This window comes from Priestia sp. D51, from assembly GCF_053345675.1.
Genome location: NZ_JBLTIR010000005.1, coordinates 330951 through 356805 on the forward strand (window position 1 = coordinate 330951; position 25855 = coordinate 356805).

Here is a 25855-nt window from a genome sequence, read left to right on the forward strand (position 1 = left end):
CGCCATTGGAGTAACGTTTTTTTCTGCTAAAATACCTTTCACTTTTGCTGTACGAGCCAAAGCGCTTCTTGTCCTCTTTAGCTATGTGTTTATTTTAAGAGCGGAACATGAATTCACTATGAAGCCCAGCTGAATGCTATCTGAACAAATTCTGAAAGATAGCTGAATAACTTCTAGTTAAACTTGTCATCTAAATGTTCAACGTTCTTAACAACAGCTCAACAAATCCAATGCTTCTCTTCATATTTCCTCAACAATCAAATGATTTAATAAATGTATGAATACGATTTGGAGGTTATCAACCATGAAAAAACGAGTATCTCTTGGACTATCTCTCACTCTCTTAGCTTCTAGCGCCGCTTCTGCTTTTGCAGCAGAGCATCATCCAGTTCAACATCCAAAACAAATCAAAAGCGTCGAGTTTCAGCCAATGAAAGCACCTACTACGATTGAGAATATGATTAAAACGTATACAGAGGCCTCTGTAAAAGTAACGTATAAAGATGGAAGTGTGGAAAAAACGCCGCTTAACTATAACCAACTCTTTCTTTCAAAAGATAAAATTGTCGATAATAAAGGAGAATTAATCGCCGCAGGTACACCAATCGATGCAAACGGGGATCCAATTATTGACCGAAGCGTTCCTGATCAGCCATCACCGTACGTATCAGACGCGCCGGATTCAAACAGCTTTATTACCATTAACGGTAAGTCTTATATTATTTCACATTATGAATACGAATCTGTTAATAATGCTGGAAAAGAGATTTCCGGTCTTCCTGCTTCCATGACGCTTACACAAGTTGATCGAGATGATAAAACAGGAAAACTAACCGTCAACCATGCTAAAAAAATTGATTTTTCTAATGTAAATGGTTTGTGGACGCCGTGTAATGGCTCTACAACGGATTGGGGTACTCACCTCGGTTCAGAAGAATACGAGCCTGATGCACGCGCTTTTGAAGACCCTGCATCTAGCTCTTATAAAGACGTTACGAACTTCGCTAAGCTTTATTTCGGTGACACGTCAAAAGCAAACCCTTACTACTACGGCTGGATTCCAGAAATTTCAGTGGATGAAAGCGGCGATGCGTCTGTCGTAAAACATTACAGCACAGGCCGTTTTTCACATGAAATGATGCAGGTACTTCCAGATAATAAAACCGCTCTTTTTGGAGACGATGGTTCTAATACCATGATGTTTATGTATGTAGCAGATAAGGAAAAAGACTTCTCAGCAGGAACTCTTTATGCCGCAAAGTTTAAACAAACGAGCACAAAAAATGGAGGGAAAGGCGACCTTCAGTGGATTAAGCTTGGCCATGCAACAGACAATGAAGTGAAAACAATAATCGACAAAGGCACAAAATTTAGTGATATTTTTGAAACAGCCGACCAGCCTACAAAAGGATTTAAAGCAGTCAAAACCGCCGCAAGTAAAAAAGTTGAATATTTAAAAGTAAAGCCTGGCATGGAAAAAGCAGCTGCCTTTTTAGAATCACGCAGATACGGTGCGATTCTAGGTGCCACGTCTGAATTCAACAAGATGGAAGGACTAACGGTTAATAAAAAAGACAAAAAAGCGTATATGGCTATTTCTTACCAAAATAGTGCCATGCTAAAAGAGCCTGGTGCTGTACAAGATGATATTCAGCTTCCAAAATTAGAGTCTGGTGTGACCTACCAGCTGAACTTAGGCTCGCATCAAAAAGACCAAGCAAAAGGCAAGATTAACAGCCGCTACGTTCCTGCAAGTATGGAAGGGCTATTGATTGGACAAGACCTAGAAAAAGCAGATGCATACGGCAATACAGCGGATCCAAATAAAATTGCCAACCCTGATAACCTTACGTATTCAAATGACTTAAATACACTGTTTATCGGAGAAGACAGCTCACTGCACACAAACAACTTTGTATGGGCCTATAATGTAAAAACCAAAAAACTATCACGCATCCTTTCGGTTCCAGTGGGAGCAGAAGCAACGGGACTTCGTGCAGTAGAAAACATTAAAAACTCTCGCTACGTACTAAGCAACTATCAGCACCCGGGCGAGGACATCAGCGACAAAAATATTACCGCTGTTGATAAAGAAGAGTTAGCTAATGCAATGAAAGAAAGCATTGGCATTCAAGAAACTGGTGGTGTCGGATACATTTCTGGACTGCCTTCTAAGGACGGCGCTCCTTACAAAAAGCATTAATACGTAATGAAACCACGTCTGTTGTGAGTGACAGACGTGGTTTTTATATAGTAGAAGTTATTTATAAAACCGCTTATCGCAACCACAATTATGGTGAATACTTTATAATATCCTTAAAGAAAGTGCCTAGCCCCAAACGCGTTAGCATATTTATTGGTAAGTATCCGGTATATCCCTTCAGGCTCCCTTATGCCCCACTAATGCTAGATATAAAATTCGTTTCAATAAGTATTTCCAGCTAAACAAAATGTCTCGTTCCCTTGCACTTTTCGTTCCATACCATTAAAGTATATATTGGTTGAAGTTTATACTAGCATTCAACCTTATAAAAGAAATTACACTTTTTAATTTTGGGAAGATGTTTTCCCTAAAAGAAAGGGTTTAGATATAAGATGAAAGATAATTTTTGGCATGAGTTGCCGCGTCCGTTTTTTATTTTGGCACCGATGGAAGCTGTGACGGATGTCGTTTTTCGCCATGTTGTGACTGAAGCAGCACGACCTGACGTATTTTTTACAGAGTTTACGAATACGGAAAGCTATTGCCATCCGAAAGGAAAAGATAGCGTAAAAGGACGTTTGACGTTTACAGATGATGAACAGCCAATCGTTGCGCACATTTGGGGAGACAAGCCTGAATACTTCCGTCAAATGAGTATCGGCATGGCCGAAATGGGCTTTCGCGGCATTGATATTAATATGGGCTGTCCTGTGCAGAACGTTGCAGGAAACGGAAAAGGTTCTGGTTTGATTCGTCGTCCAGATACTGCGGCTGAGATTATCCAGGCAGCCAAAGCTGGAGGGCTTCCAGTAAGCGTAAAGACTCGTCTTGGCTATACGCAAGTTGATGAGTGGTACGACTGGCTGAAGCACATTCTAGAACAAGATATCGTGAACCTTTCTATTCACCTTCGTACGAAAAAAGAAATGAGCGATGTTGACGCGCACTGGGAGTTAATTCCGGAGATTAAGAAGCTTCGTGACGAAATCGCGCCTCATACGCTACTAACAATTAACGGTGATATTCCTGACCGCCAGAAAGGTCTTGAACTTGCGGAGAAGTACGGCGTTGATGGAATTATGATTGGACGCGGAATTTTCCATAATCCGTTTGCGTTTGAAAAAGAAAAGAAAGAGCACACAAGCGAAGAGCTATTAGAACTTCTTCGCCTGCAGCTAGACCTTCATGACAAATATTCTGAAGAGCTAGAGCCGCGCCCTTTCAAACCGCTTCGACGCTTTTTCAAAATTTACGTTCGTGGATTCCGCGGTGCAAGTGAATTAAGAAATCTACTCATGAGCACGGAAACGACTGATGAAGTGCGTGCATTGCTTGATGAGTTTAAAGACAGAGCTGGAGTGAAAGAAGACGAAGGTTTTTCTGTTTCTTAAATAAGAGCTCGTTTGCTTAAACTCAATTGTTCTATTTTATAGACGTTTGCTATTTATCCACATATGATAAAAGCTGAGGCAGAAGGTTCTACATTTCCTTCTGCCTCAGCTTTTGATGAAAAAATATCCACACATTCTATTTATGATAAGGTTCATTTCGAATAATACGAAAAGCTCGGTAAATCTGTTCTACTAATACTAGGCGCATAAGCTGATGAGGAAAGGTCATTTTTGAAAAAGAAAGAGCTGCGTTTGAACGTTTCATTACTTCGCTGCTTAAGCCAAGCGATCCGCCAATGACAAACGCTACTTTACTTTTTCCGTAAGTAGCTAATGAATCGATTTCTTTTGCCAGTTCCTCGGAAGATTTTTGTTTTCCGTTGATAGCTAATGCGATCACGTGAGTATCATCTGAGATTTTCGCTAAGATACGCTCTCCTTCTTTTTGTTTCACCTGTTCCATTTCAGATTCACTTAAGTTTTCGGGCGCTTTTTCATCTGCAAGCTCAATAATTTCTACTTTTGCATAGCTTGATAAACGCTTTAAATATTCTTCAATGCCTTGTTTTAAGTATTTTTCTTTTAACTTCCCAATGGTTATAATAGAGATATTCACAGGCTATTCTCCTCTCCTTTATCCCTTATCCACAGATATTATCCACATATCCACATGTCATATCCACATTTTGTATAAGAATATTAGTTCCCTACTACATATACAGCTTCATTGTCACAATATTCGCAGCTTTTTTTGTCAGTTGAATTTTCTATTTTTTCAAAAACAGGTGCTAGCTCAATCTCATCTACCATTACATCCAGCGCTAGTTCCGTGTGTTCTAAACAGCAATATATCTTCATGTATTTATCTTCCTTTCTCTATTCTTTTCATTAAAAAACCACAGGAGTTTATCCCCTGTGGATAACTTTTCTTTTACTTCATTTGACGCGTTAATTTTACTTCTGTGGATTTCTTTTTGCCATCACGATAGAACGTTACATTCATTTTATCGCCAATTTCTTTTTCAATGTAGAGGTGTTTGCGAAGTGTCGCAATATCTCTTACTTTGCTGTGATCTAGCTCGACAATCACATCATATTCCTTCAACCCAGCTTTAGCGGCTGGCGAACCTGGCTCGACTTTTAGAACAGCGACTCCGTTTACTACATCATGCGGTAACTTAAGGGTTTCTTTTAAATGATACCCTGATACCTCACTTAATGATAGTGTACTAACTCCAAGATACGGACGTCTAACTTCACCATATCGTTCTAAGTCATTAATAATGGGCCTAGCCATGTTAATTGGTATTGCAAGACCAATGCCTTCTACTGCTTCTTGGGCAATTTTCATGGAATTAATGCCTATTAATTCACCATCAATATTAACAAGAGCACCCCCGCTATTGCCAGGGTTAATTGCGGCATCTGTTTGAATGACTTCTGATTGCCAATCAGGATTTCCATCGCCATTCAAATCTTGAGGAATGACACGGTTAACTCCTGAGACAACTCCTTGTGTAACGGATCCAGAAAATTGAAGGCCTAGCGGGTTTCCGATAGCAATCACTGGTTCACCAGCTTTAAGCTTATCAGAATTTCCGAAGGTAGCCACTTTTGTCACGTGACCTGCATCAATTTCAAGAACTGCTAAGTCCATTAAATCATCGCTGCCAAGAATTTTAGCTGATACCCTTGTACCGTTACTGAAGCTCACTTCAATTTCGTTAGCACCTTTAATGACATGATAGTTTGTCACAATATAAGCTTTATTGCCTTGCTTTTTGTAAATAACACCTGAGCCCGTCCCGGCATCAGTTCGTTCATCATTCCAAAAGCTTTCAGAGTTCTGAATGTTTACAACTCCTACAACTGCTGCATTGACTCCGGAAACAGCTTTTGTGACGGCCGTAGTGACGTCAAGAGATACTGACTTTTGTATCGTAGACCCTGTTTGTTCATCTCCGTTTTCATCATTCATCCATCCGTATGGCAAAATCCCGTTCCTCACCAAGGCTGGCATAAGAAGCAGTACAATAAGTGCACCTATAATAGCTCCAATCAGAGCAGAAGCGAAATATCCTCTGCGGCGTTTAGGCGGCCGACTATTCGGCTCTTGGCCTTCATCATAATGTTCCACACTATCACCGAACCCTTCATTTATCATCGTGAATGTCTGCATTCACGTACTAAATGAAGTTATTTTTCGCTTCCTTTCTAGAGACTATACATAAACAATATCAGTTGGTCTTTTTGGATCAGTATCACATAGAAGAATATTGTCCTCTACATTGATGTCTTTTTGTTGTAGCACTTGTGCAACCGACATGCGGGCAATTTCCTTCATGTTATTGTCTTGACTCAAATGCGCCAAGTAAATGCGTTTGGTTTGATCTCCGATCACATCTGCCATTGCAAGCGCCGCGTCTTCATTTGATACATGTCCTACGTCGCTTAAAATTCGTCTTTTAATGCTCCAAGGGTAGCGCCCCATTCTCAGCATTTCAACATCATGATTGCTTTCAAATACGTACATATCACTATTTTTAATTGTACCTTTCATGCGGTCACTTACATAGCCGGTATCCGTAATAAGGGTCAATTTTTTAGACCCTTGATGAAAGACATAAAACATAGGCTCTGCAGCATCATGCGAAACGCCAAAAGACTCCACTTCCAATTGACCAAACGATTTCGTTTGGCCAATTTCAAAGTGAAACTTCTGTTCCGTATCAATGTTGCCGATCAAGCCGTCCATTGCGTTCCACGTTTTTTCATTCGCGAAAATAGGGAGCTTATATTTACGTGCCAGAACACCTAGTCCTTTAATATGGTCACTATGTTCGTGAGTCACTAAAATTCCTGATAAATCCGGGATATTGCGATTTACTTGTTGAAAGAGAGCTTCCATTTGTTTTCCGCTCAGCCCTGCATCAACTAGTAAGGAATGTTCTCCATCACTTACTAAAATCGCATTTCCTGTGCTTCCACTCGCTAGCACGCTGAAATGCAGGCTCATTTATCTCACTCCAAATACTTATTTATTTCCTTTTTTAATGATCTGTCCTTCAAAGGCATTTACAAAATAACTTGTATCTCCATTTACAACAATGTGCCAAGTTGGTGCTAAAACTTGAGAATTTAATAACGGCAGATCAAACGTATAGTATCCAAACTCTACGTTTGTTACAGAATCTTTCTTTTTCAATTCATCCTTCAAAAACAAATTTTCCAATGCTTTTAAAGGAGACAAAACATCCTGCTCATCATCCAACGTTTTCACGGAACCTAGCATCGTTTGTTCATATGAAACAATTTCACCTTTATCATTTAAATGAGCAATGATCATGCCATTTTCATTGTCATAGATTTTGTGCTTCTTATATTGTTGAAAGAATGTAACTGTTTTTTTCTCTTTATTAACGTTCCATAGCTCATAATCTTCACCGGAGAGCACATATCGTTTCAAAAATTGACTTAGCTTTGCTTTTGTATTTTTTTCAGGCACTGAAAAAGGTTTGTCCAATACGCTTCGAATTGTTTTTTCCTCAAGCAGCGCTGCTTTTTGCTCTTTCAGCTTTTTTAAGTCTTCTTCTTTAAACAGCTTACTTTTAGCATTTAACGAAGAAGCTTCTTTCACATCTACAGGTAAATGTTTATATTCAATGCCTTCACTCGTTAATTGTTCTTCCACGCTCGACTCCACAAATAGAGAGTACTGATCTTCTTGATGAGTTTTAAAAATCTGATAGCCTAAGTAAATATTAAGAATCAAGAAAGTGAAAATAAAGATGGTTTTTGTTCTATTCCAATCCATCGTTATCGCCTCCTTCGGTCGGCGGTGCAATTCGATACCATTTGCTATTATAATAATAGAACCAAGAAGGAACGAGTTTGACAGAATTAGAATTAAACTCAACCGTCTTTTCGCCGGTTTTCGGCTGCTGTGACACTTCTTCTAGCTGATAGCCTATTGAAATATCTTTTAACAGATTCGGGTCAAAGTTTTGATGTTTTTCAATTAATTGAATCACCTTTTGAGATGACTGCAGCTTTTCTACACTCGAGTCCTGTACTCTTACAAAACGATAAAGAGGACGACGGTAATTTAAAATCTCCGCATTTCCCCATCTCTGATATATTTCAGTCATTCCCTGATTGCTGTACACTGGATAGTTATCTTTATAATAACGATAGCTAATTTCTTTTGTAATGCGATTCCAGCTGTTGAACCTGTAATTAGATTCTGTCCAGCCGCCGTGGTCATTAACGAAGCTAAAGCTGCGATTTATTAAATTATAATCTTCCATTACCTCGGTCGTGGAATTTACAAGATTCACATATTCCATCACATCTGTCTTCGTATTGACATTGATTACTTTTGTACCTTCAGTGTAGACATCTCGGTTTGTAGACGTTTCTTTCCGTGCATAGTCTGGGTTGTTAAAAAGCGCTTCTTTATATTTTTCAATATCTAAATGCCTCATGCTCGTATAGTAGACTTCACTATTCATCGTAATATTATTTTCCGGAAGGAAAATATACCGATTTTTGTTTTCTTTATATACAAGGCTCGGGGCATACGTACGCTTCATTTTATCTTCTAATTCTTTGATATCATCTTTGGCCAAATTCTTGACTGTAACCGAATAAATCTTTTTTTGCTCATAATTCACAAGATACACGCTCACGAAAAAGGAAGGTGTACGCTTAATTTTAATGAGTACACGGTCAAATGTTTGATTAGGCAAAGACGTTTGAGAAAATGAAAAAAGCTGTTGAAATGTTTTCAAAGGTAGTGCGTCTGGATACAGCACTTCAATAGAATTACTTCCATGTACATAATTTAAAAATCCATCAGGAGAAATAGCATCCGAAACGTCCGTCACATTCGAAAATTTCCACTTTTTCATTTCATTTACCCATTTGTTTACATCATCTTCATCGTGAGACATGTAGTGATTGTCGTTTCGATGATAGAGAACTTCTGTTGGAAGAATATGATCTTCTATTTTACTTTTTGAACTAACTTCAACTTCTTGCAAATGTTGATTTTTTGAAATGACCTTATAAGAAGGCTGATACGTCCATATATGATACGTCATAATTAAACTGGAAGCGACGAGAACAACTAAGATGGCCGTTTTGATATGTTCATATCTCATTCCCATTCGTCATCATTCTCACTTTCAATCGGAAGAGTAAAGTAAATCGTTGTTCCTTTTCCTTCCTGACTATCTGCCCAAATGCGTCCATCATGTGCTTCAATAATTTCCTTGGCAATAGCAAGCCCTAATCCTGTTCCGCCTAATTTACGAGTTCGTGCTTTATCTACACGATAGAAGCGTTCGAAAATTTTAGCTAAATTTGATTTTGGAATTCCCATACCTTGGTCTTTAATGCTCACAACAATTTCATGCGTATGCTGAGCAATTGAAAATGTAATGGTTCCGCCTTCAGGTGAATATTTTATTGCATTGGAAATAATGTTATCTAATACTTGTGTAATTTTATCTTGATCGATAGCGACATAGATTGCTTCATTTGGCAAGTCGCGCACGAACGAAATACCTTGTTCAATTGTCATTTCAAAGCGATCAATGATGTAATGATAAAACTTTACAAAATTGATTGGGTCACGACTAAATCGGTAGTCTTGGCTATCTAGCTTAGATAATTGAAGCAAGTCGTTAACGAGACGAATCATTCGCTCTGTCTCCGTTTGCGTTACATTTAAAAATGTTGGAGCTAAGTCCTTATCTTGCCAAGCACCATCTGCAAGCGCATCTAAATAACTGCGCATCGTTGTTAACGGCGTACGCAATTCATGTGAAACATTCGCTACAAATTCTCGGCGATCTTGATCAATTTTTTCCTGCTCTGTAATGTCATGCAAGACAATGATAATCCCATTGATAAAACCGGTCTCTTTTTGAATAGCGGAAATGGTAGCTCGTAAAATAAAGGGATCCGATTTTGTACTAAAGTCCAAAATTAATGACTCTTGATTGGCAAGCAAGCTTTCAAACGTATGCGTTTCTTCAAGATCTAATAGGGAAACAACTGGATCAGACAAAACCGTTTCACGTGAAACATTTAGCATAGCTGCGGCTGGATCATTAATTAAAATTACTCTTCCCTTTCGATCCGTCGCAATAACGCCGTCCGTCATATGAGCTAATACCGAACTAAGCTTACGGCGCTCCCCTTCTGTCGTTGCCTGTGCTTCTTGAAGCTTTCTTGTTAAGTTGTTGAATGTGAGAGCTAGCTGACCAATTTCATCATACCCGTACACCTTAGCTTTTCTCGTAAAATTCCCTTTGGCCATCTCAAGTGCTTGTTTTCTCATTTCAGACATTGGACGAGTAATGGTCTGAGCTAAAAACACGCCTAAAATAGCTGTGATAAAAAGAGCAATCACCGTACCTGCCTTAAAGATCTGATTGATATTACTCATTTGATCGTAAACAGGCTCCATGGAAGCTGTTAAGTAAATAGCGCCTAAGATTTCTTCGCTAGACTGAACTTTTCCATTTTTATTAGTTGAACTTGATTGACTGGCACCTACTTTATCCTGTAAACGGATAGGCTGTATCATAACTCTGATTCGCTGCCCGCTTTGATCAACAAATACATTATCAGAGTTCGTTCCTGCTAACAACGCATTTGTAATCGCTAAATCATTAGTCTTTTTACCTATGATCTGTTGAGGATTTGAGTTCGATGTAGCAATGATTCTTCTATTTTGGTCAATGACTCTTACTTCAGAGATGTCATTCATATCATTTGAAGCTAAATTGGGTCTTGAAGCAAAATCTCGTAAAATAGTCTTTAAGTCTTCCTCAAGAGTCGGTGAATCATCATCACGATTTTTCACCATTTCTTGTCCAATGTTATACGTCAGCAAGTCTGTCCGCTCTTGAAGAGACGTTCGAAAGTTGTTAACTAATTCTTTTTCTAATTGTCGAGCAAAATAGACCCCAATAATTTGCATCGCAATTAAAATAAGCAGCACATAAATCAATACAAACTTTAAATGAATAGATTGCAGGAGCCTTACTTTCTTCATCTAAAATTACTCCTGCTCTGGGCTGCGTAAATAATAGCCTACTCCACGTCTTGTTACAATCCACATTGGATGGCTTGGATTATCTTCAATTTTTTCACGTAATCTTCGAACTGTTACATCTACCGTACGCACATCACCAAAATAGTCATAACCCCATACAGTTTGAAGCAAGTGTTCACGCGTCATGACTTGTCCAATGTGCTTCGCTAAATAATGCAGCAGCTCAAATTCACGATGAGTCAGTTCAATCGTTTCTCCGCGCTTAGACACAATATAAGCATCTGGATGAATAACAAGTGCTCCAATCGTAATTTCATTCGTTTCACTTTCTTCTGTTGGAACAGCTACCTGCTGATGTCTACGTAAATTAGCTTTTACACGTGCTAATAATTCACGCGTACTGAACGGCTTAGTTACATAATCATCTGCACCTAATTCTAGACCTAAAACCTTGTCAATTTCAGAGTCTTTTGCTGTTAACATGATAATGGGCATATCATATTTTTTGCGCACTTCTCGGCAAACTTCCATTCCATCTTTCTGAGGAAGCATAATATCTAATAAAATCATTTCAGGCTGTACTTCTTCCACTTTTTCAAGTGCTTCTACGCCATCATAAGCACAAAATACTTCGTAACCTTCTTTTTGCAAATTAAACTTTAAAATATCTGCAATCGGCTTTTCGTCATCTACGACTAAAATACGTTTATCCATGATCATCGTTCTCCTTTATTAGTTGAAGCAAAATATAAAAGATAGTATTCATACTGTTTGAATACCGTAGTTTTATTATACTTGATAACCCTTGAAACGTCACAAGTTCATCCTCTACTATACATGAAGATATATGATTTTCAACCATCTCTAAATACAAAAGTAATATATTACCATAAAAGAGATGCAAAGCAAATAACGTTTTCTTTTAAATGTAAATAAAAGAAAAAAGCATGACTTTAAATAAAGTCATGCTTTTTGATGGCTCGGGACGGAATCGAACCGCCGACACAAGGATTTTCAGTCCTTTGCTCTACCAACTGAGCTACCGAGCCAAAATGGCGGTCCCGACGGGAATCGAACCCGCGATCTCCTGCGTGACAGGCAGGCATGTTAACCGCTACACCACGGGACCTCAGTCTATATGCTATGTATTAAAAATATTAAAAATGACCCGTACGGGATTCGAACCCGTGTTACCGCCGTGAAAGGGCGGTGTCTTAACCGCTTGACCAACGGGCCACGTTGTAACAAAAGTGAGCCATGAAGGACTCGAACCTTCGACCCTCTGATTAAAAGTCAGATGCTCTACCAACTGAGCTAATGGCTCATGTTATATCTCTTAGCGACGCTTATTATAATAACATGATATTTCATATAAATGCAATAGTTTTTTTAAAACTTTCTTTTTATTATTGAGCTTTTTTTTAATCTTGTTAAAAAAGCACCAATTATAAATAAAAAAGGTTAGCTCACGAAGAGCTAACTCTTTTTATTTAGCTATATACACCACGTAATACATTTGTTTGTGTACGATCTGGACCTACAGAGAAAATAGATAAAGGAATACCTGTTAATTGAGACACGCGCTCTAAGTAGTGGCGAGCGTTATCAGGTAACTCATCTAATGTTTTCACACCCGTAATATCTTCTGTCCAACCAGGAAGCTCTTCATATACAGGTTCGCATTCTGCAAGTGTTTTTAAGCTAGCAGGGAATTCTTCCATAACTTCCCCTTTATAACGGTAAGCTACACAAATCTTTAATGTCTCAATTCCCGTTAATACATCAATTGAGTTTAAAGATAAGTCTGTGATTCCGCTAACGCGGCGAGCATGACGTACAACTACACTGTCAAACCAACCTACACGGCGAGGACGACCAGTTGTTGTACCATATTCACGTCCTACTTCACGGATTTGATCACCGATTTCGTTTGTTAATTCAGTTGGGAAAGGACCGTCACCAACACGAGTTGTATAGGCTTTTGATACACCTACAACGTGTTTGATTTTAGATGGACCTACACCAGAACCAATTGTTACTCCACCCGCTACTGGGTTTGAAGATGTAACAAATGGATATGTTCCTTGGTCGATATCTAACATAACACCTTGTGCGCCTTCAAATAGTACACGACGTCCTTCGTCTAACGCATCATTTAATACTACTGATGTATCAACAACATATTTTGCAACTTGTTGACCGTACTCATAGTACTCATCTAAAATTTCTTCTAATGTAAAGCCTTCTACTTCATACATTTTTTCAAGAAGGCGATTCTTTTCAGCTAAGTTTTGTGTTAATTTTGCTTCAAATACTTCACGGTCTAGTAAATCGGCAATTCGAATACCAACACGTGCTGCTTTATCCATATAAGCTGGTCCAATACCTTTTTTCGTTGTACCAATCTTATTTTCACCTTTACGTTCTTCTTCAACTTCATCTAATTTTAAATGATATGGAAGAATCACATGAGCTCGGTTACTAATACGTAAGTTTTCTGTTGTTACACCGCGATCATGTAAGTATTTTAATTCTTGAACAAGTGCTTTTGGATCAACAACCATACCGTTTCCAATTACACACGTTTTGTCATTATAAAAAATACCTGAAGGAATTAAATGTAACTTATAAGTTTCACCATTAAACTTAATTGTGTGACCTGCATTGTTCCCACCTTGGTAACGTGCAATCACTTCTGCATTTTCTGATAGGAAGTCTGTAATCTTCCCTTTTCCTTCATCTCCCCATTGTGTTCCTACTACAACGACTGAAGACATATCTTAAGCACCTCCGCTTAGTAAGCAACAGCTCACTACGACATAATTTAACCATGGATAAGTGTATCAATTTATCACACTAAAGTCAATTAAATCCGAACGATTTAACAAAAGTTATTACAAATATATCGTATTTTGCAGAACGAATGCGATAACAATAAAATAAAACCTCTCATATTGAGAGGTTTTATGCACCAGGCGGCACTCCTGCGTCATCAAAGCGCCGCTCGAGATTAACGAATTTATTGTATTCTTTTACAAAGGCAAGCTGTACGGTTCCAACTGGACCGTTACGCTGCTTGGCTATAATAATCTCGATAATATTTTGATTTTCTGTGTCTTTTTCATAATAGTCTTCACGATATAAGAAAGCTACGATATCGGCATCCTGCTCAATACTTCCGGATTCACGGATATCAGACATCATCGGTCGCTTATCTTGTCTCTGCTCTACGCCACGGGAAAGCTGTGATAAGGCGATAACAGGAACTTCTAATTCACGGGCTAAAGCTTTTAACGCACGCGAAATTTCAGATACTTCCTGCTGTCGGTTTTCTCCGCTTCGTCCATTACCTTGAATAAGCTGTAAGTAGTCAATTAAAATCATCCCAAGTCCGCCTTCTTGTTTCAAGCGACGACACTTAGAACGAATTTCACCTACTCGAATACCCGGTGTATCATCAATATAAATCCCTGCATTGGACAAAGATCCCATTGCCATCGTGAGCTTTCCCCAGTCATCGGCTGTAAGCGAGCCTGTACGCAGCCTTTGTGCATCAATATTTCCTTCGGCACACAGCATCCTCATAACAAGCTGCTGAGCACCCATCTCTAAACTGAATATTGCTACGTTCTCATCCGTTTTCGTTGCAACGTTTTGCGCAATATTTAAGGCAAAAGCCGTTTTACCTACCGATGGACGCGCCGCTACAATGATTAAATCATTTCGCTGGAACCCTGCTGTCATTCTATCTAAATCACTAAACCCAGTTGGGATACCTGTAATGTCACCTTTTCGATTGTGAAGAACTTCGATATCATCGTACGTTTGTACAAGTACATCTTTGATATTTTGAAACACACCGCTGTTTTTACGCTGTGCTACTTCTAAAATGTTTTTTTCCGCTTCATTTAATAAAACTTCCACTTCGTCTTCCCTTGCATATCCTTCTGAAGCAATATGCGTTGCAGTACGAATTAGACGGCGTAAAATCGACTTTTCTTCTACAATTTTACCGTAATATTCTACGTTTGCAGCCGTTGGAACAGAGTTAGCTAAATCACTTAAATACGATACGCCGCCAACTTCTTCTAGGATTTTTTGGTCAGCTAATTCAGACGTTACCGTTACCAAATCAACCGGTTCACCTTGGTCAGAAAGTTTCAGCATACATGTAAAGATTTTCTGGTGCGATGCCCGATAAAAATCTTCAGGTATCAGCAGTTCAGATGCTAAGGTTAAAGAAGAAGGCTCTAAGAAAATGGCCCCTAATAGCGCTTGCTCTGCTTCAATATTCTGAGGCGGAAGACGATCAGCAAAAAGATCACTCATATTTCTATGCCCCTCTTATATTCTTTCAGTATTTTCTTTCATCATAAATGTTGGCGCGAACAAATACAAGTCCGCGCCAACCCTTTATATTATTTACTTATTTCTCAATCGTACGTTTATTTTTGTTCAGTCACGTGTACCTTTACAGTAGCCGTTACTTCCGGATGTAATTTAACCGGTACATTTGTGTAGCCTAATGCGCGAATGGCATCATTTAATTCAATTTTACGCTTATCTACTTTAATTTTGTGTTTTTTCTTTAATTCTTCAGCAATTTGTTTGCTTGTGATAGAACCGAATAAACGGCCGCCTTCACCAGATTTTGCTGTTAATTCAACTGTCAGTTCTTCAAGAGTTGCTTTTAACTCTTTGTTTGCTTGCAGTTCTGCAGCTGCATCTTTTTGCTCTCTATTTTTTTGTGCTTCTAATACTTTCACATTACCGCCCGTAGCTTCAACAGCATAACCATTTTTTAATAAGAAGTTATGTGCATAACCATCTGAAACATTTTTCACTTCACCTTTTTTACCTTTTCCTTTTACATCTTTTAAGAAAATTACTTTCATGATTTTTTACCTCCATCTAAGTACTCATCAATTGCTTGTTTAAGCCTTTCTTCAGCTTCATCCAAACTAATGTCTTGAAGCTGAGTAGCAGCATTCGTTAAGTGGCCTCCGCCTTGGAGACTTTCCATAATAACTTGTACATTGATATCTCCAAGCGATCTAGCACTAATGCCAATTAGATTATCCCGTCGCTTAGAAATAACAAACGAAGCAACCACTCCACTGATTGAAAGCAGCGTATCTGCAGCTTGCGCGATTAACACTTGATCATACATTTTGTTCGGTTCAGCGCGTGAAATGGCAATACCCGCTGTATAAATCTCTGCATGTTCAATGAAGCGTGCTCGCTGTACATATTGCGTAATATCTTCTTTTAAAAACTTTTGAACAAGAACCGTATCTGCGCCTTGAGAACGTAAAAAGGACGCTGCATCAAACGTACGAGATCCCGTGCGTAATGTAAAGCTTTTTGTATCGACAATAATACCGGCTAAAAGTGCTGTTGCTTCTAGCATATCAATTTTAAATCGTTTTGGCTGGTATTCAAGAAGCTCAGTAACGAGTTCTGCTGTCGAGGAAGCATATGGCTCCATATAGACAAGAAGAGGGTCTTCGATAAAGTCTTCTCCTCGTCTATGATGATCAATGACCACGACATTTTCAATACGATTTAATAACCTTTCTTCAATAACGAGCGACGGCTTATGCGTATCTACTACTACTAAAAGAGTATCATCACTCACAAGATTTAAGGCTTCTTCAGGCGTAATAAATCGTTCCCACAGGCCTTCTTTCTTTTTAATCTCTTCTAGCATTCGCTGAACACCTGTATCAATATGATCAGGATCTAATACGATAAAACCGTCTTTCTGATTTACTTGCGCTACTTTTAATATCCCAATAGCAGCTCCTACAGCATCCATATCCGGATACTTATGACCCATGATAATCACTTTTCCACTCTCTGTAATGAGCTCTTTTAACGCGTGAGAAATAACTCTGGCACGCACACGCGTCCGTTTTTCCATTGGATTAGTCTTGCCGCCAAAGAATTTCACTTTTCCATTCGGCTGTTTAATCGCTACTTGATCTCCACCTCGGCCTAAGGCCAAATCCAAGCTAGATTGAGCTAAAGCACCCAGCTCAGGTAAATCAGCAGCACCAGCTCCGATACCAATGCTCAATGTAAGCGGTATATTTTGTTTAGACGTCTCTTCTCGAACTTGGTCTAAGATAGAAAATTTGCTTCGCTCTAAATGAATTAAGATTTGTTCATTCATAATCGCAATAAATTTCTCAGAAGACGTACGTTTAATAAAAATACCGTATTCTTGAGCCCAACTATTTAACATAGAAGTTACTTGGCTATTCAAGTTACTTTTAACTTGATCATCCATTCCTTGCGTTAGTTCATCATAATTATCTAAAAAGATAATGCCTAAACTTGTTCGTTCTTCCTCATACAATTTTTCGATTTCTATTTGCTCTGTAATATCAAAGAAGTACAGTAAGCGCTCGTCTCGTTTAATCACCACTTTGAATTTCCGATCATGCAACGTGACAACTTCTGTTTCCACTTCTTGTTTGATCAGTGGAATAATACTCTCTGCCACATCGTATAATGATCTTCCCACCAGTGTGTCTTCACCGAGACAAGATGCTAGAAAAGGATTGGTCCATTCAATTTGATATTCATCATTAAATAGCATAATCCCAATCGGCATTTCCATTAATGCCTCTTCGCCTACTTTTTTCAACCGATGAGACAGCATTGAAATATAGGTTTCAAACTCATCGGACAGCATTCGCTCCATTCTCATGTATAGAAAAAGACAGGCTAATAGTAATATAAAGCCTATCATTCCTATGATCCAATTATGATAGGTCACGATACCTACTAAAATCAGGGCTATACTATACAATGAGTAAAATGGATAGCGAATGACGTTCTTTTTTGTAAAGACAGGCATCCATTTCAGCTCCTACTTTTTTAAGTTCCACAATATCTACTTTTTTGTGTCTAATTGTTTTCTTAAATTAAATCCTAAATCAATTATACCTAAGATGCGCACAATTTGAAGGATAATTGGAATAATTAATGCTAAAATTGTTACAACAATTGGAATTGCTTTGGCATACCCTTTTTGATGTGAGAAATAGAAAATAAAAGAGATCCCTTGTAACACGACTAGCATTTGCAACAGTGCAAGCATATTTAAAATTACAATATACATAAAAGATCCTTGTTCAAAATTAAACATAGGAAAAGTCAGTATTAATGCAATTAAATAATACCAAAGAATACTTTTAGGTAATTTTAATGTACGAATAGGAGGAAATTTTTCCACTTCATGACCTAAACGCTTTAATATAGGTGCAGCTATAGCCTGAGTAATTAGTGAAAATACTGCACCTACGACTACCAAAAATGTTGGGATTATATATTTTAACATGGAAATAGAGTCTTTTGTTCTTTCAATTTGCTGCTGACTTACACTCCGACCTAAGCTTTCCGATAACTTTATACTTCGATCTATAGACTCATTCACTGTAGTGGCCCATTGATCAGCCGAAAGATTTATATGTAATAACGAAATAGTTAACACAAACCATAATAAAAATCCAAATGCGAAGGCAATGGTACCTCCTAATAAAGTAATATACCTTGACTGCTTTTTAGCATAAAGTACACCTATCATTGTTCCCCCTATTCCAAATATAAAGGTAATAGGCAATGCTTTTAACGTTCCAAACAAAACAGTCAGTAAGACGGCTACGATAAAAAAGAGGACAGATTTTCCGAATCCATGTCTCATAGTAAAAACGATAAAGGGTACACCTAATACGAAAGCCAAAACCACTCCCAAAAGAGGTACATAGAGGGACGCTAACATCAGCGCTACAAACAGCGCTAAAAGAGCTGCTCCTTCTGTAATATATCGAATTCCTTTCACAACTTCACCTCGTTGATATAGACTATTATTTATTTTATCGATTCAGTTCATAAGAAGCAACTATTTGACAAAAGAGCACCTATGTAATGTAAAAAGAGGCAGTAAGGGAATCCTTACTGCCTCTTTTTATACCGTTCATTATTCACCAGAAACATATGGTAATAATGCCATTTGACGAGCGCGTTTGATAGCGATCGTTAATTTACGTTGGTATTTAGCGCTTGTTCCAGTTACACGACGAGGTAAAATTTTACCACGCTCTGAAACGAATTTTTTAAGCATATCTACATCTTTGTAATCGATGTGAGTGATGCCGTTTGCTGTGAAGAAACAAACTTTACGACGTCTGTTGCGTCCACCTTTACGTCCACCTGCCATTTTGATACGCCTCCTTCCGCTTAAAAGTTTCTATAAAATTTTATACTCCGGATAATCTACTGCGAATTAAAACGGTAAATCGTCATCAGAAATGTCAATTGTCTCGCCATTATTTGCAAATGGATCATCATCAACGCGAGTATAACCTTGATTACCTGAGTTACGGTTCTGATTATCTCCAAATGGAGAGCCTTGTCCAGATCCTCCAGTGTTAGCAAAGTTACTGCGTTGCGTATCCCCACCGCCACTTTTCGGCTCTAAAAATTGCACACTTTCCGCTACAACTTCCGTTACGTATACACGACGACCGTCTTGTCCTTCGTAACTGCGAGATTGTAGTCGACCATCAACACCAGCTAAACTTCCTTTTTTAAGGAAATTGGCTGCATTTTCAGCCTGACGACGCCATACAACACAGTTGATGAAGTCAGCTTCACGTTCACCTTGCTGATTTGTAAATGTGCGGTTTACCGCTAAAGTGAATGTTGCAACCGCTGCTCCACTCGGGGTATAACGTAATTCAGGATCTTTGGTTAAGCGTCCTACGAGAATTACGCGATTCATCATCAGAACCACTCCTTAAGGAAATAAAACCCATTTATTTAAACGTTTAATTATGCTTCTTGTTTAACAACGATATGACGGATAATGTCTTCGTTGATTTTCGCAAGACGATCAAATTCAGAAACTGCTTCTGAAGTAGCCGCCACGTCAAGAATCATGTAGTAACCGTCACGGAAATCATTGATTTCGTATGCTAAACGACGTTTACCCCATTCTTTAACATTTGCGATTTCAGCACCATTATCAGTTAATACGCCGTTGAAGCGCTCAACTAATGCTTTCTTTGCTTCGTCATCAATGCTTGGACGGATGATGTACATTACTTCATACTTTCTCATCACTGTCACCTCCTTTTGGTCTAACGGCCCGAAACGGGCAAGGAGCAATAAAATATTACTCACGAATTAAAATTATAGCACACTACCCTAGGCAAAGCAATATGCATTGCGGGCTGTTTCGTAAATATACGCTAATATTTTCGCCAACGATAAAAGCCGAAAGAAGATATCTTCTTTCGGCTTTTAATCTTATACGTTAAAGCGGAAATGCATAACGTCTCCGTCTTTTACGATGTATTCTTTTCCTTCTAAACGTACTTTTCCAGCTTCACGAGCTGCTCCCATTGTTTTGGCAGCTAATAAATCCTCGTATGACACCGTTTCTGCACGAATAAATCCACGTTCAAAATCTGTATGAATAATACCTGCACACCCAGGAGCTTTCATACCTTGTGTAAACGTCCACGCGCGTACTTCTTGCTCACCAGCTGTAAAGTACGTAGCTAATCCAAGTAAATCGTACGCTGCACGTACAAGCTGATCTAGACCTGACTGTTCAATGCCTAGTTCTTCAAGGAACATTGCTTTTTCTTCTCCTTCAAGTTCAGCAATTTCAGATTCAATGCGTGCGCAAACAACAATTACTTCTGCACCTTCGCTTGCCGCATACTCACGCACTTTTGCTACATATTCGTTAGCAGATGCATCGGCTACTTCATCTTCAGCAACGTTTGCTACATAAAGAATAGGCTTAATCGTTAGCAAGTGAAATTGTTTTACTAATTTCATTTGTTCTTCTGTAAATGATACAGCACGAGCTGGCTGATCACTTTCAAATGCATTCTTTAGTTTCTCTAGAATTTCGTATTCATACATTGCTTCTTTGTCTTTTTGTTTAGCCATTTTTTGAACACGGCCAATACGTTTCTCTACCGTTTCTAAATCTGCTAAAATCAACTCTAAATTAATTGTTTCAATATCTGAGATAGGATCTACTTTTCCTGAAACGTGCGTGATGTTTTCATCTTCAAAACAACGCACAACGTGACAAATCGCATCTACTTCTCGAATATGAGATAAGAATTTATTTCCCAATCCTTCACCTTTACTAGCACCTTTTACGATTCCAGCGATATCTGTGAATTCAAATGCTGTTGGGATTGTTTTTTTAGGTTTTACAAGCTCTGTAAGTTTTTGAAGACGATGATCAGGTACTTCTACGATACCTACGTTAGGATCAATCGTACAGAAAGGGTAGTTCGCAGATTCTGCGCCCGCTTGTGTAATTGCATTAAATAATGTTGATTTTCCAACGTTAGGAAGACCAACAATTCCAGCTGTTAAAGCCATATATTTATTCACTCCTCTTTATATATCCGAAACAAGTTAACCTGTCACAATTATAGTGAGTCAACTTTTGAAATACAAGTTTGATAAAGAACCTTTAACCGCATGGGGTTAAGGTGCCTCATTTTGTCCCACCTTACAGTATAAGGCATAAACATAGAAAATGCATGAGGTTATTCCTCATGCTTTACAAGAATTTTTTTCATTTTACGTGCAAAATCACGTCTTGGAATCATTACGCTATGGCCGCAGCCTTCACATTTAATACGGATATCCATTCCCATTCGAATGATTTTCCATTCATTTGTACCGCAAGGATGAGGTTTTTTCATTTCCACAACGTCATTTAAACCAAATTCTTTTTCCGTCATCAGCTCTCTCCTCCTTATGTCCCTTTCAACGTCGACGAATGCCGTGCTTCTTCTGTACGATTATACATAACCATACGTGGAAATGGAACTTCAATTCCATGTTCATTTAGCCTTGTACGCACTTCTTTACGAATCATACGAGAAATATGGAAATGTCTCATTGGTTTTACTTCGCTTGTAATTCTCATTGTGACTTCAGTTGCATGGATATTTTGAACCCCCAGCAGTTCAGGCGTTTTCACCATATCTTCATAGCGACTTGGCAATTCTTCTAACAGGTCTAAAATCACTTGTTCTGCTTTTTGTATGTTTTCTTCATAAGAAATGCTTACATCAACGAAAGCTACGCTGTTATGTAACGAAAAATTAGTGACCTCTACAATACTGCCATTGGGTAAAATATTAATTTCGCCTGTCCAACTCTTAATCTTCGTTGTGCGCAACCCAATTTCTTCCACATTCCCCTCAAATGTTCCTACTCGAACATAATCGCCAACGGAGAACTGATCTTCAAAGATAATAAAAAACCCCGTGATGATGTCTTTCACTAAGTTTTGAGCACCAAACCCTACCGCGAGCCCTACGATTCCAGCCCCCGCTAGCAATCCACGGACATCTACCGATAACGTTTCTAAAATCATAACTCCCGCAACGAAATAAATGGCATAAGAAAAAATATTTTGAAGCAAACGGACCATCGTAGCTTCTCGTCGCTCAGAAATACGCAGAGGGCTATTTGTGCGAACCTCTACGAATTTATTTAACGCTTTCTTTCCAATTCGAATTAAAAACATGGAAATAAGTAGAATCAACAGAATTTTTATAAATCCCTCTCCAATATGTGCCCACGTTTCTTCTTGAAAAAATGGCTCAAACACGTTCTTAAAAACCGACTTCAACGAATTCATACTACATGTAGCTCCTAACGTAACATAATCTGCATATGAGAAAGTTTTAACCTATTGTAGCAAGTTTCTACGAACTTTTGTAGCGATTTCGAAATGGATACAACAGAACGGCTGTTACTAGAAATAAATTGACGATTCCATACATTGGATACAAAACGGCAATCAAAGTAGAAAACCCTACCTTTGTAAAGGGAATCATTAAAAGTAGCCAGCAGGCTGCCAGTTTCCAAAGAGATTGCACCTTTTCAGTATGAAAACGCGCGGTCAATCCTAAAATTCCCGAAACGGCTGTCGTATAAATTGCGATAAGCAAAACAATGCTCATTAAAAACGTCATCATATAAGGAAAATCTTTAAGAATAGCGAATAATGGAATTTCATAAGAGGAAAGAAGCCCTGAAACTTGAATAAGTGATTCATTATAAATAAAGGAGAGACCTCCTAATAAAAAACCACTGCCAACACTTGCAATATAAATCTCTTTTTTGCTTTTAATTTCCTTTCCAATTGTAGATAATACCGCGACGAGAGGAAGAATATTCAAAGCCGTAAAGGTAAAAGCAGCAGGCCAATTATGCTGAAGATGCCAATTAGTTACTCCAGGATGACGTAAAACAAATGTAAGAAGTACGCCAGCTAGTCCAATCATTAAGATTGGCATAACGAAAGAATTGATAGAAAGCAGTCCACTTAATCCTCTTGAAAAAACAAAGACAATCAACGCACTAAGAGCACCAATTCCCCACCAGTAAGGAACATGCCACACTTCCAATGTCGCCCCGCCGCCTGCGATCATAATCACCGTCGTCGTAAACAAATAAAAAACGATTAAAACGTCGTAGGCTGCAGCCCATTTCTTTCCTATTAATTCAATTAGTACTGGGTAAAATTGATTGGTTCGATAGCGATAGCTGATTTGCATAATCACATTGCAAGAAATCGCAAAAATAATAGAAAATAGAAAAATAGCAAGTCCGCTTTCTTCGCCAAAAAACTGCCATAGCTCTCTCCCTGAAGCATATCCAGCGCCTATCATGGTTCCCATAATTAAGAATATCCATTTACATCCTGCTCTCCACATCGATTTTCCCCCAATCTATGAAATATATGTATAGAATCTTCAAAATCTTCGTATACTGTTACTATTATGTATAAGGAGTGGACCCTATGAATTTAAAATCTCCCTTCTTTGAGAAGACACAACATTCAACCCGCGTATTTCATGATGAAGAATCTGCTATAAAGAAGCTGAGTACACAGTTACTATCTTTACTTCCAGCACAGAAAGACAGACCAATTGTTTTTGTATGTATTGGAACGGACCGTTCAACTGGGGACTCATTGGGTCCATTAGTCGGAACGAAACTGAATGAAAAAAAGGTTTCATCTTTTCATATTTTTGGAACGTTAGAAGAGCCTGTTCATGCTGTTAATTTGAAAGAAACGTTAAAACATATTCAAAAGCTTTTCCCGAATCCTTTTATTATTGGAATTGATGCTTGTTTAGGTCGTATGAAAAGCGTAGGCTCTGCATCACTTGGAATAGGACCCGTTAAACCAGGAGCAGGGGTTAATAAAGAATTGCCGCCAGTCGGGGATATTCATATAACAGGGGTTGTCAACGTGAGCGGATTTATGGAGTTTTTCGTCTTGCAAAATACGAGGCTTCATCTTGTTATGTGCATTGCCGATTTAATTGCGAAAAGCATTGAGACTGTACACAACGAACGAGAGAAAGAGTTTAATGCTTCTCCGGTTTACCAAACTGTAAGACACTATAAACAATAAAAAAGGTTGTCCTAAAACTAGGACAACCTTTTTTATACAGAAGATTTATTGGTCTGAGAAAGATCATTAAATAATTCAAGAAGACGGTTTAAATCTTCTTTAGAGAAAAATTCGATTTCAATTTTTCCTTTTTTCTTGCTTTGTGTAATATGAACGGAGGTACCAAAGCGCTCACGGAGCTGTGTTTCACTTTGTTTTATGAATAAATCTTTATCTTTTTTGGTTTTTGATGTTTCACGTGGAACGGCTTTATTTAAGTGAGCAATATAAGCCTCTAGCTGTCTGACATTTAATTGTTCCTTGCGTATTTTTTCAACTACTTTAGGTAGAAGAGCTTTATTTTTTAAACCGACTAGCGTACGCCCGTGTCCCATAGACAATTCATTAGTAGAAATGAGGGTTTGAATTTCCTCAGGCAGTTGCAAGAGGCGAACATAGTTAGCAATATGAGGTCGGCTTTTTCCTAGTCGTGTAGCAAGTTGCTCCTGTGTCATATCGAGCTTATCCATAAGCAATTGATAAGCCGTTGCTTCTTCAATTGGCGTCAAATCTTCACGCTGTAAATTCTCCAACAAAGCTAGTTCCATCATTTGCTTTTCTGAAAAGTCTTTTATAATGACAGGAACAGTAGCAAGGTCAGCTTCTTTAGCAGCTCTAAATCGTCTTTCACCCGCTAAGATTTCATAGCCTTTAATGCTTTTGCGAGCTACAATAGGCTGTAAGATGCCATGATGTAAAATGGATTGCTTTAACTCATTAATTGCTTCTTTATTAAACGTTTTACGTGGTTGATAGGGGTTGGGTCTAAGTTCGTGAATAGCAACTTCCTGAATTGAATCATCAGCCTGTGCATCTAAGCCTGAAAATAAGGCATTAATTCCTTTCCCTAATCCTTTCGCCATTATAAATCACTTCCTTTGCAAGTTCCGTATAAACTGCGGCCCCTCTAGATCTTGCATCATATAAGATAATTGGTTCACCATGACTAGGTGCTTCGCTCAAACGAACATTTCGAGGAATAATCGTTTGATAAACCCGATCCTGAAAGTACTTCTTCACTTCTGCTGTTACCTGGAGTCCCAAATTTGTGCGTGCGTCAAGCATAGTAAGCAATACACCTTCGATACGCAGTTGATTATTCAAATGTTTTTGGACTAATCTAACGGTATTTAGCAATTGACTTAATCCTTCAAGCGCATAATATTCACACTGTACAGGTATTAAAACAGAATCAGCTGCAGTTAACGCATTTAATGTCAGTAAACCAAGAGAAGGGGGACAATCAATAATAACATAATCAAAGTGATCTTTCACCGTTTCTAAAGCTCTCTTAAGTCGAACTTCACGTGAAATAGTCGACACTAATTCAATTTCTGCACCAGCTAATTGAATGGTCGCGGGAATGATTGATAAATTTTCGACGGCTGTTGAACGCACAACGTTTTTGGCTTCCATATCTTCCACTACTACATTGTAAATACATTCATCTACATCTGCTTTATCTATGCCAACTCCACTCGTAGCGTTACCCTGTGGATCTCCGTCTACAAGTAGAACCTTTTTTCCTTGTTCAGCTAAACAAGCGCCTAAATTAACAGCGGTTGTTGTTTTTCCAACCCCGCCTTTTTGATTCGCAACTGCCACAATTTTCCCCATGTTGTCACCTACTTTCATTTCCATCCCATTTGTCCAGACAGTTTTATTGTTCATTG

25 protein-coding genes and 4 tRNA genes are annotated in these 25855 nt (G+C 38.4%); 3 read left to right on the plus strand and 26 right to left on the minus strand.

Going from position 1 to position 25855, the window contains the following annotated elements; translation table 11 throughout:
• Positions 1-304 precede the first annotated feature (304 nt).
• Positions 305-2203: a PhoX family protein gene (locus ACNHOZ_RS21335; RefSeq protein ID WP_048021655.1), complete on the plus strand. Its 1899-nt coding sequence runs from the start codon at positions 305-307 to the stop codon at positions 2201-2203.
• A 392-nt stretch (positions 2204-2595) separates the two neighbouring features.
• Positions 2596-3594 (plus strand): tRNA dihydrouridine synthase, encoded by a 999-nt coding sequence (locus ACNHOZ_RS21340; protein WP_014457691.1) that lies wholly within the window; start codon positions 2596-2598, stop codon positions 3592-3594.
• Between the two features lie 136 nt (positions 3595-3730).
• On the opposite strand, the gene rlmH is transcribed toward ACNHOZ_RS21340, so the two are convergent.
• From rlmH to ACNHOZ_RS21460, 24 genes are all read right to left on the minus strand, one after another.
• A complete protein-coding gene (rlmH, locus tag ACNHOZ_RS21345; protein ID WP_028411923.1) occupies positions 3731-4210 on the minus strand; it encodes a 23S rRNA (pseudouridine(1915)-N(3))-methyltransferase RlmH in 480 nt (159 codons plus the stop codon).
• Positions 4211-4293: 83 nt separating this feature from the next.
• Entirely contained in the window at positions 4294-4452 is a 159-nt protein-coding gene (locus ACNHOZ_RS21350; protein WP_013059901.1) for a CxxH/CxxC protein, read from the minus strand.
• Positions 4453-4525: 73 nt separating this feature from the next.
• Positions 4526-5758, minus strand: a complete 1233-nt coding sequence (locus ACNHOZ_RS21355) for a S1C family serine protease (protein WP_255906591.1) — start codon at positions 5756-5758, stop codon at positions 4526-4528.
• Between the two features lie 57 nt (positions 5759-5815).
• Entirely contained in the window at positions 5816-6610 is a 795-nt protein-coding gene (locus ACNHOZ_RS21360; protein ID WP_014457688.1) for an MBL fold metallo-hydrolase, read from the minus strand.
• 18 nt (positions 6611-6628) lie between these two features.
• Positions 6629-7408: a two-component system regulatory protein YycI gene (locus ACNHOZ_RS21365; RefSeq protein ID WP_034263964.1), complete on the minus strand. Its 780-nt coding sequence runs from the start codon at positions 7406-7408 to the stop codon at positions 6629-6631.
• A complete protein-coding gene (locus tag ACNHOZ_RS21370) occupies positions 7395-8762 on the minus strand; it encodes a YycH family regulatory protein (RefSeq protein ID WP_028411920.1) in 1368 nt (455 codons plus the stop codon). The genes ACNHOZ_RS21365 and ACNHOZ_RS21370 overlap by 14 nt, the downstream gene beginning before the upstream one ends.
• A complete protein-coding gene (gene walK / locus ACNHOZ_RS21375) occupies positions 8753-10660 on the minus strand; it encodes a cell wall metabolism sensor histidine kinase WalK (RefSeq protein WP_033580358.1) in 1908 nt (635 codons plus the stop codon). The genes ACNHOZ_RS21370 and walK overlap by 10 nt, the downstream gene beginning before the upstream one ends.
• Positions 10661-10666: 6 nt before the next feature.
• The gene (yycF, locus tag ACNHOZ_RS21380) at positions 10667-11374 is read right to left on the minus strand and encodes a response regulator YycF (RefSeq protein ID WP_013085552.1); all 708 of its coding nucleotides are present in this window, start codon (positions 11372-11374) and stop codon (positions 10667-10669) included.
• Positions 11375-11636: 262 nt separating this feature from the next.
• Positions 11637-11709, minus strand: a tRNA-Phe gene (locus tag ACNHOZ_RS21385).
• 4 nt (positions 11710-11713) lie between these two features.
• A tRNA-Asp gene (locus ACNHOZ_RS21390) sits at positions 11714-11789 on the minus strand.
• Positions 11790-11824: 35 nt separating this feature from the next.
• Positions 11825-11896 (minus strand) — tRNA-Glu (locus ACNHOZ_RS21395).
• Positions 11897-11911: 15 nt separating this feature from the next.
• Positions 11912-11984 (minus strand) — tRNA-Lys (locus ACNHOZ_RS21400).
• Between the two features lie 166 nt (positions 11985-12150).
• Positions 12151-13437: an adenylosuccinate synthase gene (locus tag ACNHOZ_RS21405; protein ID WP_013085553.1), complete on the minus strand. Its 1287-nt coding sequence runs from the start codon at positions 13435-13437 to the stop codon at positions 12151-12153.
• Positions 13438-13624: 187 nt separating this feature from the next.
• Positions 13625-14989: a replicative DNA helicase gene (gene dnaB / locus ACNHOZ_RS21410; protein WP_013059909.1), complete on the minus strand. Its 1365-nt coding sequence runs from the start codon at positions 14987-14989 to the stop codon at positions 13625-13627.
• Positions 14990-15105: 116 nt separating this feature from the next.
• Positions 15106-15555, minus strand: coding sequence for a 50S ribosomal protein L9 (rplI, locus tag ACNHOZ_RS21415; protein WP_013059910.1), 450 nt, complete (start codon positions 15553-15555; stop codon positions 15106-15108).
• Positions 15552-17525 (minus strand): DHH family phosphoesterase, encoded by a 1974-nt coding sequence (locus ACNHOZ_RS21420; protein WP_025752414.1) that lies wholly within the window; start codon positions 17523-17525, stop codon positions 15552-15554. The genes rplI and ACNHOZ_RS21420 overlap by 4 nt, the downstream gene beginning before the upstream one ends.
• 36 nt (positions 17526-17561) lie before the next feature.
• On the minus strand, positions 17562-18509 hold the full coding sequence (locus ACNHOZ_RS21425) for a YybS family protein (protein WP_048021652.1): 948 nt from the start codon (positions 18507-18509) through the stop codon (positions 17562-17564).
• Between the two features lie 138 nt (positions 18510-18647).
• Positions 18648-18887 (minus strand): 30S ribosomal protein S18, encoded by a 240-nt coding sequence (gene rpsR / locus ACNHOZ_RS21430; RefSeq protein WP_013059913.1) that lies wholly within the window; start codon positions 18885-18887, stop codon positions 18648-18650.
• Between the two features lie 66 nt (positions 18888-18953).
• Positions 18954-19454 (minus strand): single-stranded DNA-binding protein, encoded by a 501-nt coding sequence (gene ssb, locus ACNHOZ_RS21435; protein ID WP_013059914.1) that lies wholly within the window; start codon positions 19452-19454, stop codon positions 18954-18956.
• A 47-nt stretch (positions 19455-19501) separates the two neighbouring features.
• Positions 19502-19789 carry a 30S ribosomal protein S6 gene (gene rpsF / locus ACNHOZ_RS21440; RefSeq protein WP_013059915.1) on the minus strand — a complete coding sequence of 96 codons (288 nt, stop codon included), beginning with the start codon at positions 19787-19789 and terminating at the stop codon, positions 19502-19504.
• A gap of 189 nt (positions 19790-19978) precedes the next feature.
• Positions 19979-21079, minus strand: a complete 1101-nt coding sequence (gene ychF, locus ACNHOZ_RS21445; RefSeq protein ID WP_048021650.1) for a redox-regulated ATPase YchF — start codon at positions 21077-21079, stop codon at positions 19979-19981.
• 170 nt (positions 21080-21249) lie between these two features.
• On the minus strand, positions 21250-21447 hold the full coding sequence (locus ACNHOZ_RS21450) for a DUF951 domain-containing protein (RefSeq protein ID WP_013059917.1): 198 nt from the start codon (positions 21445-21447) through the stop codon (positions 21250-21252).
• Positions 21448-21461: 14 nt separating this feature from the next.
• Positions 21462-22355, minus strand: coding sequence for a mechanosensitive ion channel family protein (locus tag ACNHOZ_RS21455; protein WP_048021648.1), 894 nt, complete (start codon positions 22353-22355; stop codon positions 21462-21464).
• A 67-nt stretch (positions 22356-22422) separates the two neighbouring features.
• The gene (locus ACNHOZ_RS21460) at positions 22423-23436 is read right to left on the minus strand and encodes a YkvI family membrane protein (RefSeq protein WP_048021646.1); all 1014 of its coding nucleotides are present in this window, start codon (positions 23434-23436) and stop codon (positions 22423-22425) included.
• Between the two features lie 86 nt (positions 23437-23522).
• Between ACNHOZ_RS21460 and yyaC the strand changes: the two genes are divergently transcribed.
• Entirely contained in the window at positions 23523-24143 is a 621-nt protein-coding gene (gene yyaC / locus ACNHOZ_RS21465; protein WP_028411915.1) for a spore protease YyaC, read from the plus strand.
• Between the two features lie 32 nt (positions 24144-24175).
• On the opposite strand, the gene ACNHOZ_RS21470 is transcribed toward yyaC, so the two are convergent.
• Positions 24176-25045 carry a ParB/RepB/Spo0J family partition protein gene (locus ACNHOZ_RS21470; RefSeq protein ID WP_013059921.1) on the minus strand — a complete coding sequence of 290 codons (870 nt, stop codon included), beginning with the start codon at positions 25043-25045 and terminating at the stop codon, positions 24176-24178.
• Positions 25017-25799, minus strand: coding sequence for a ParA family protein (locus ACNHOZ_RS21475; RefSeq protein ID WP_013059922.1), 783 nt, complete (start codon positions 25797-25799; stop codon positions 25017-25019). Before ACNHOZ_RS21475 ends, ACNHOZ_RS21470 begins: the two co-directional genes overlap by 29 nt.
• Positions 25800-25855 lie beyond the last annotated feature (56 nt).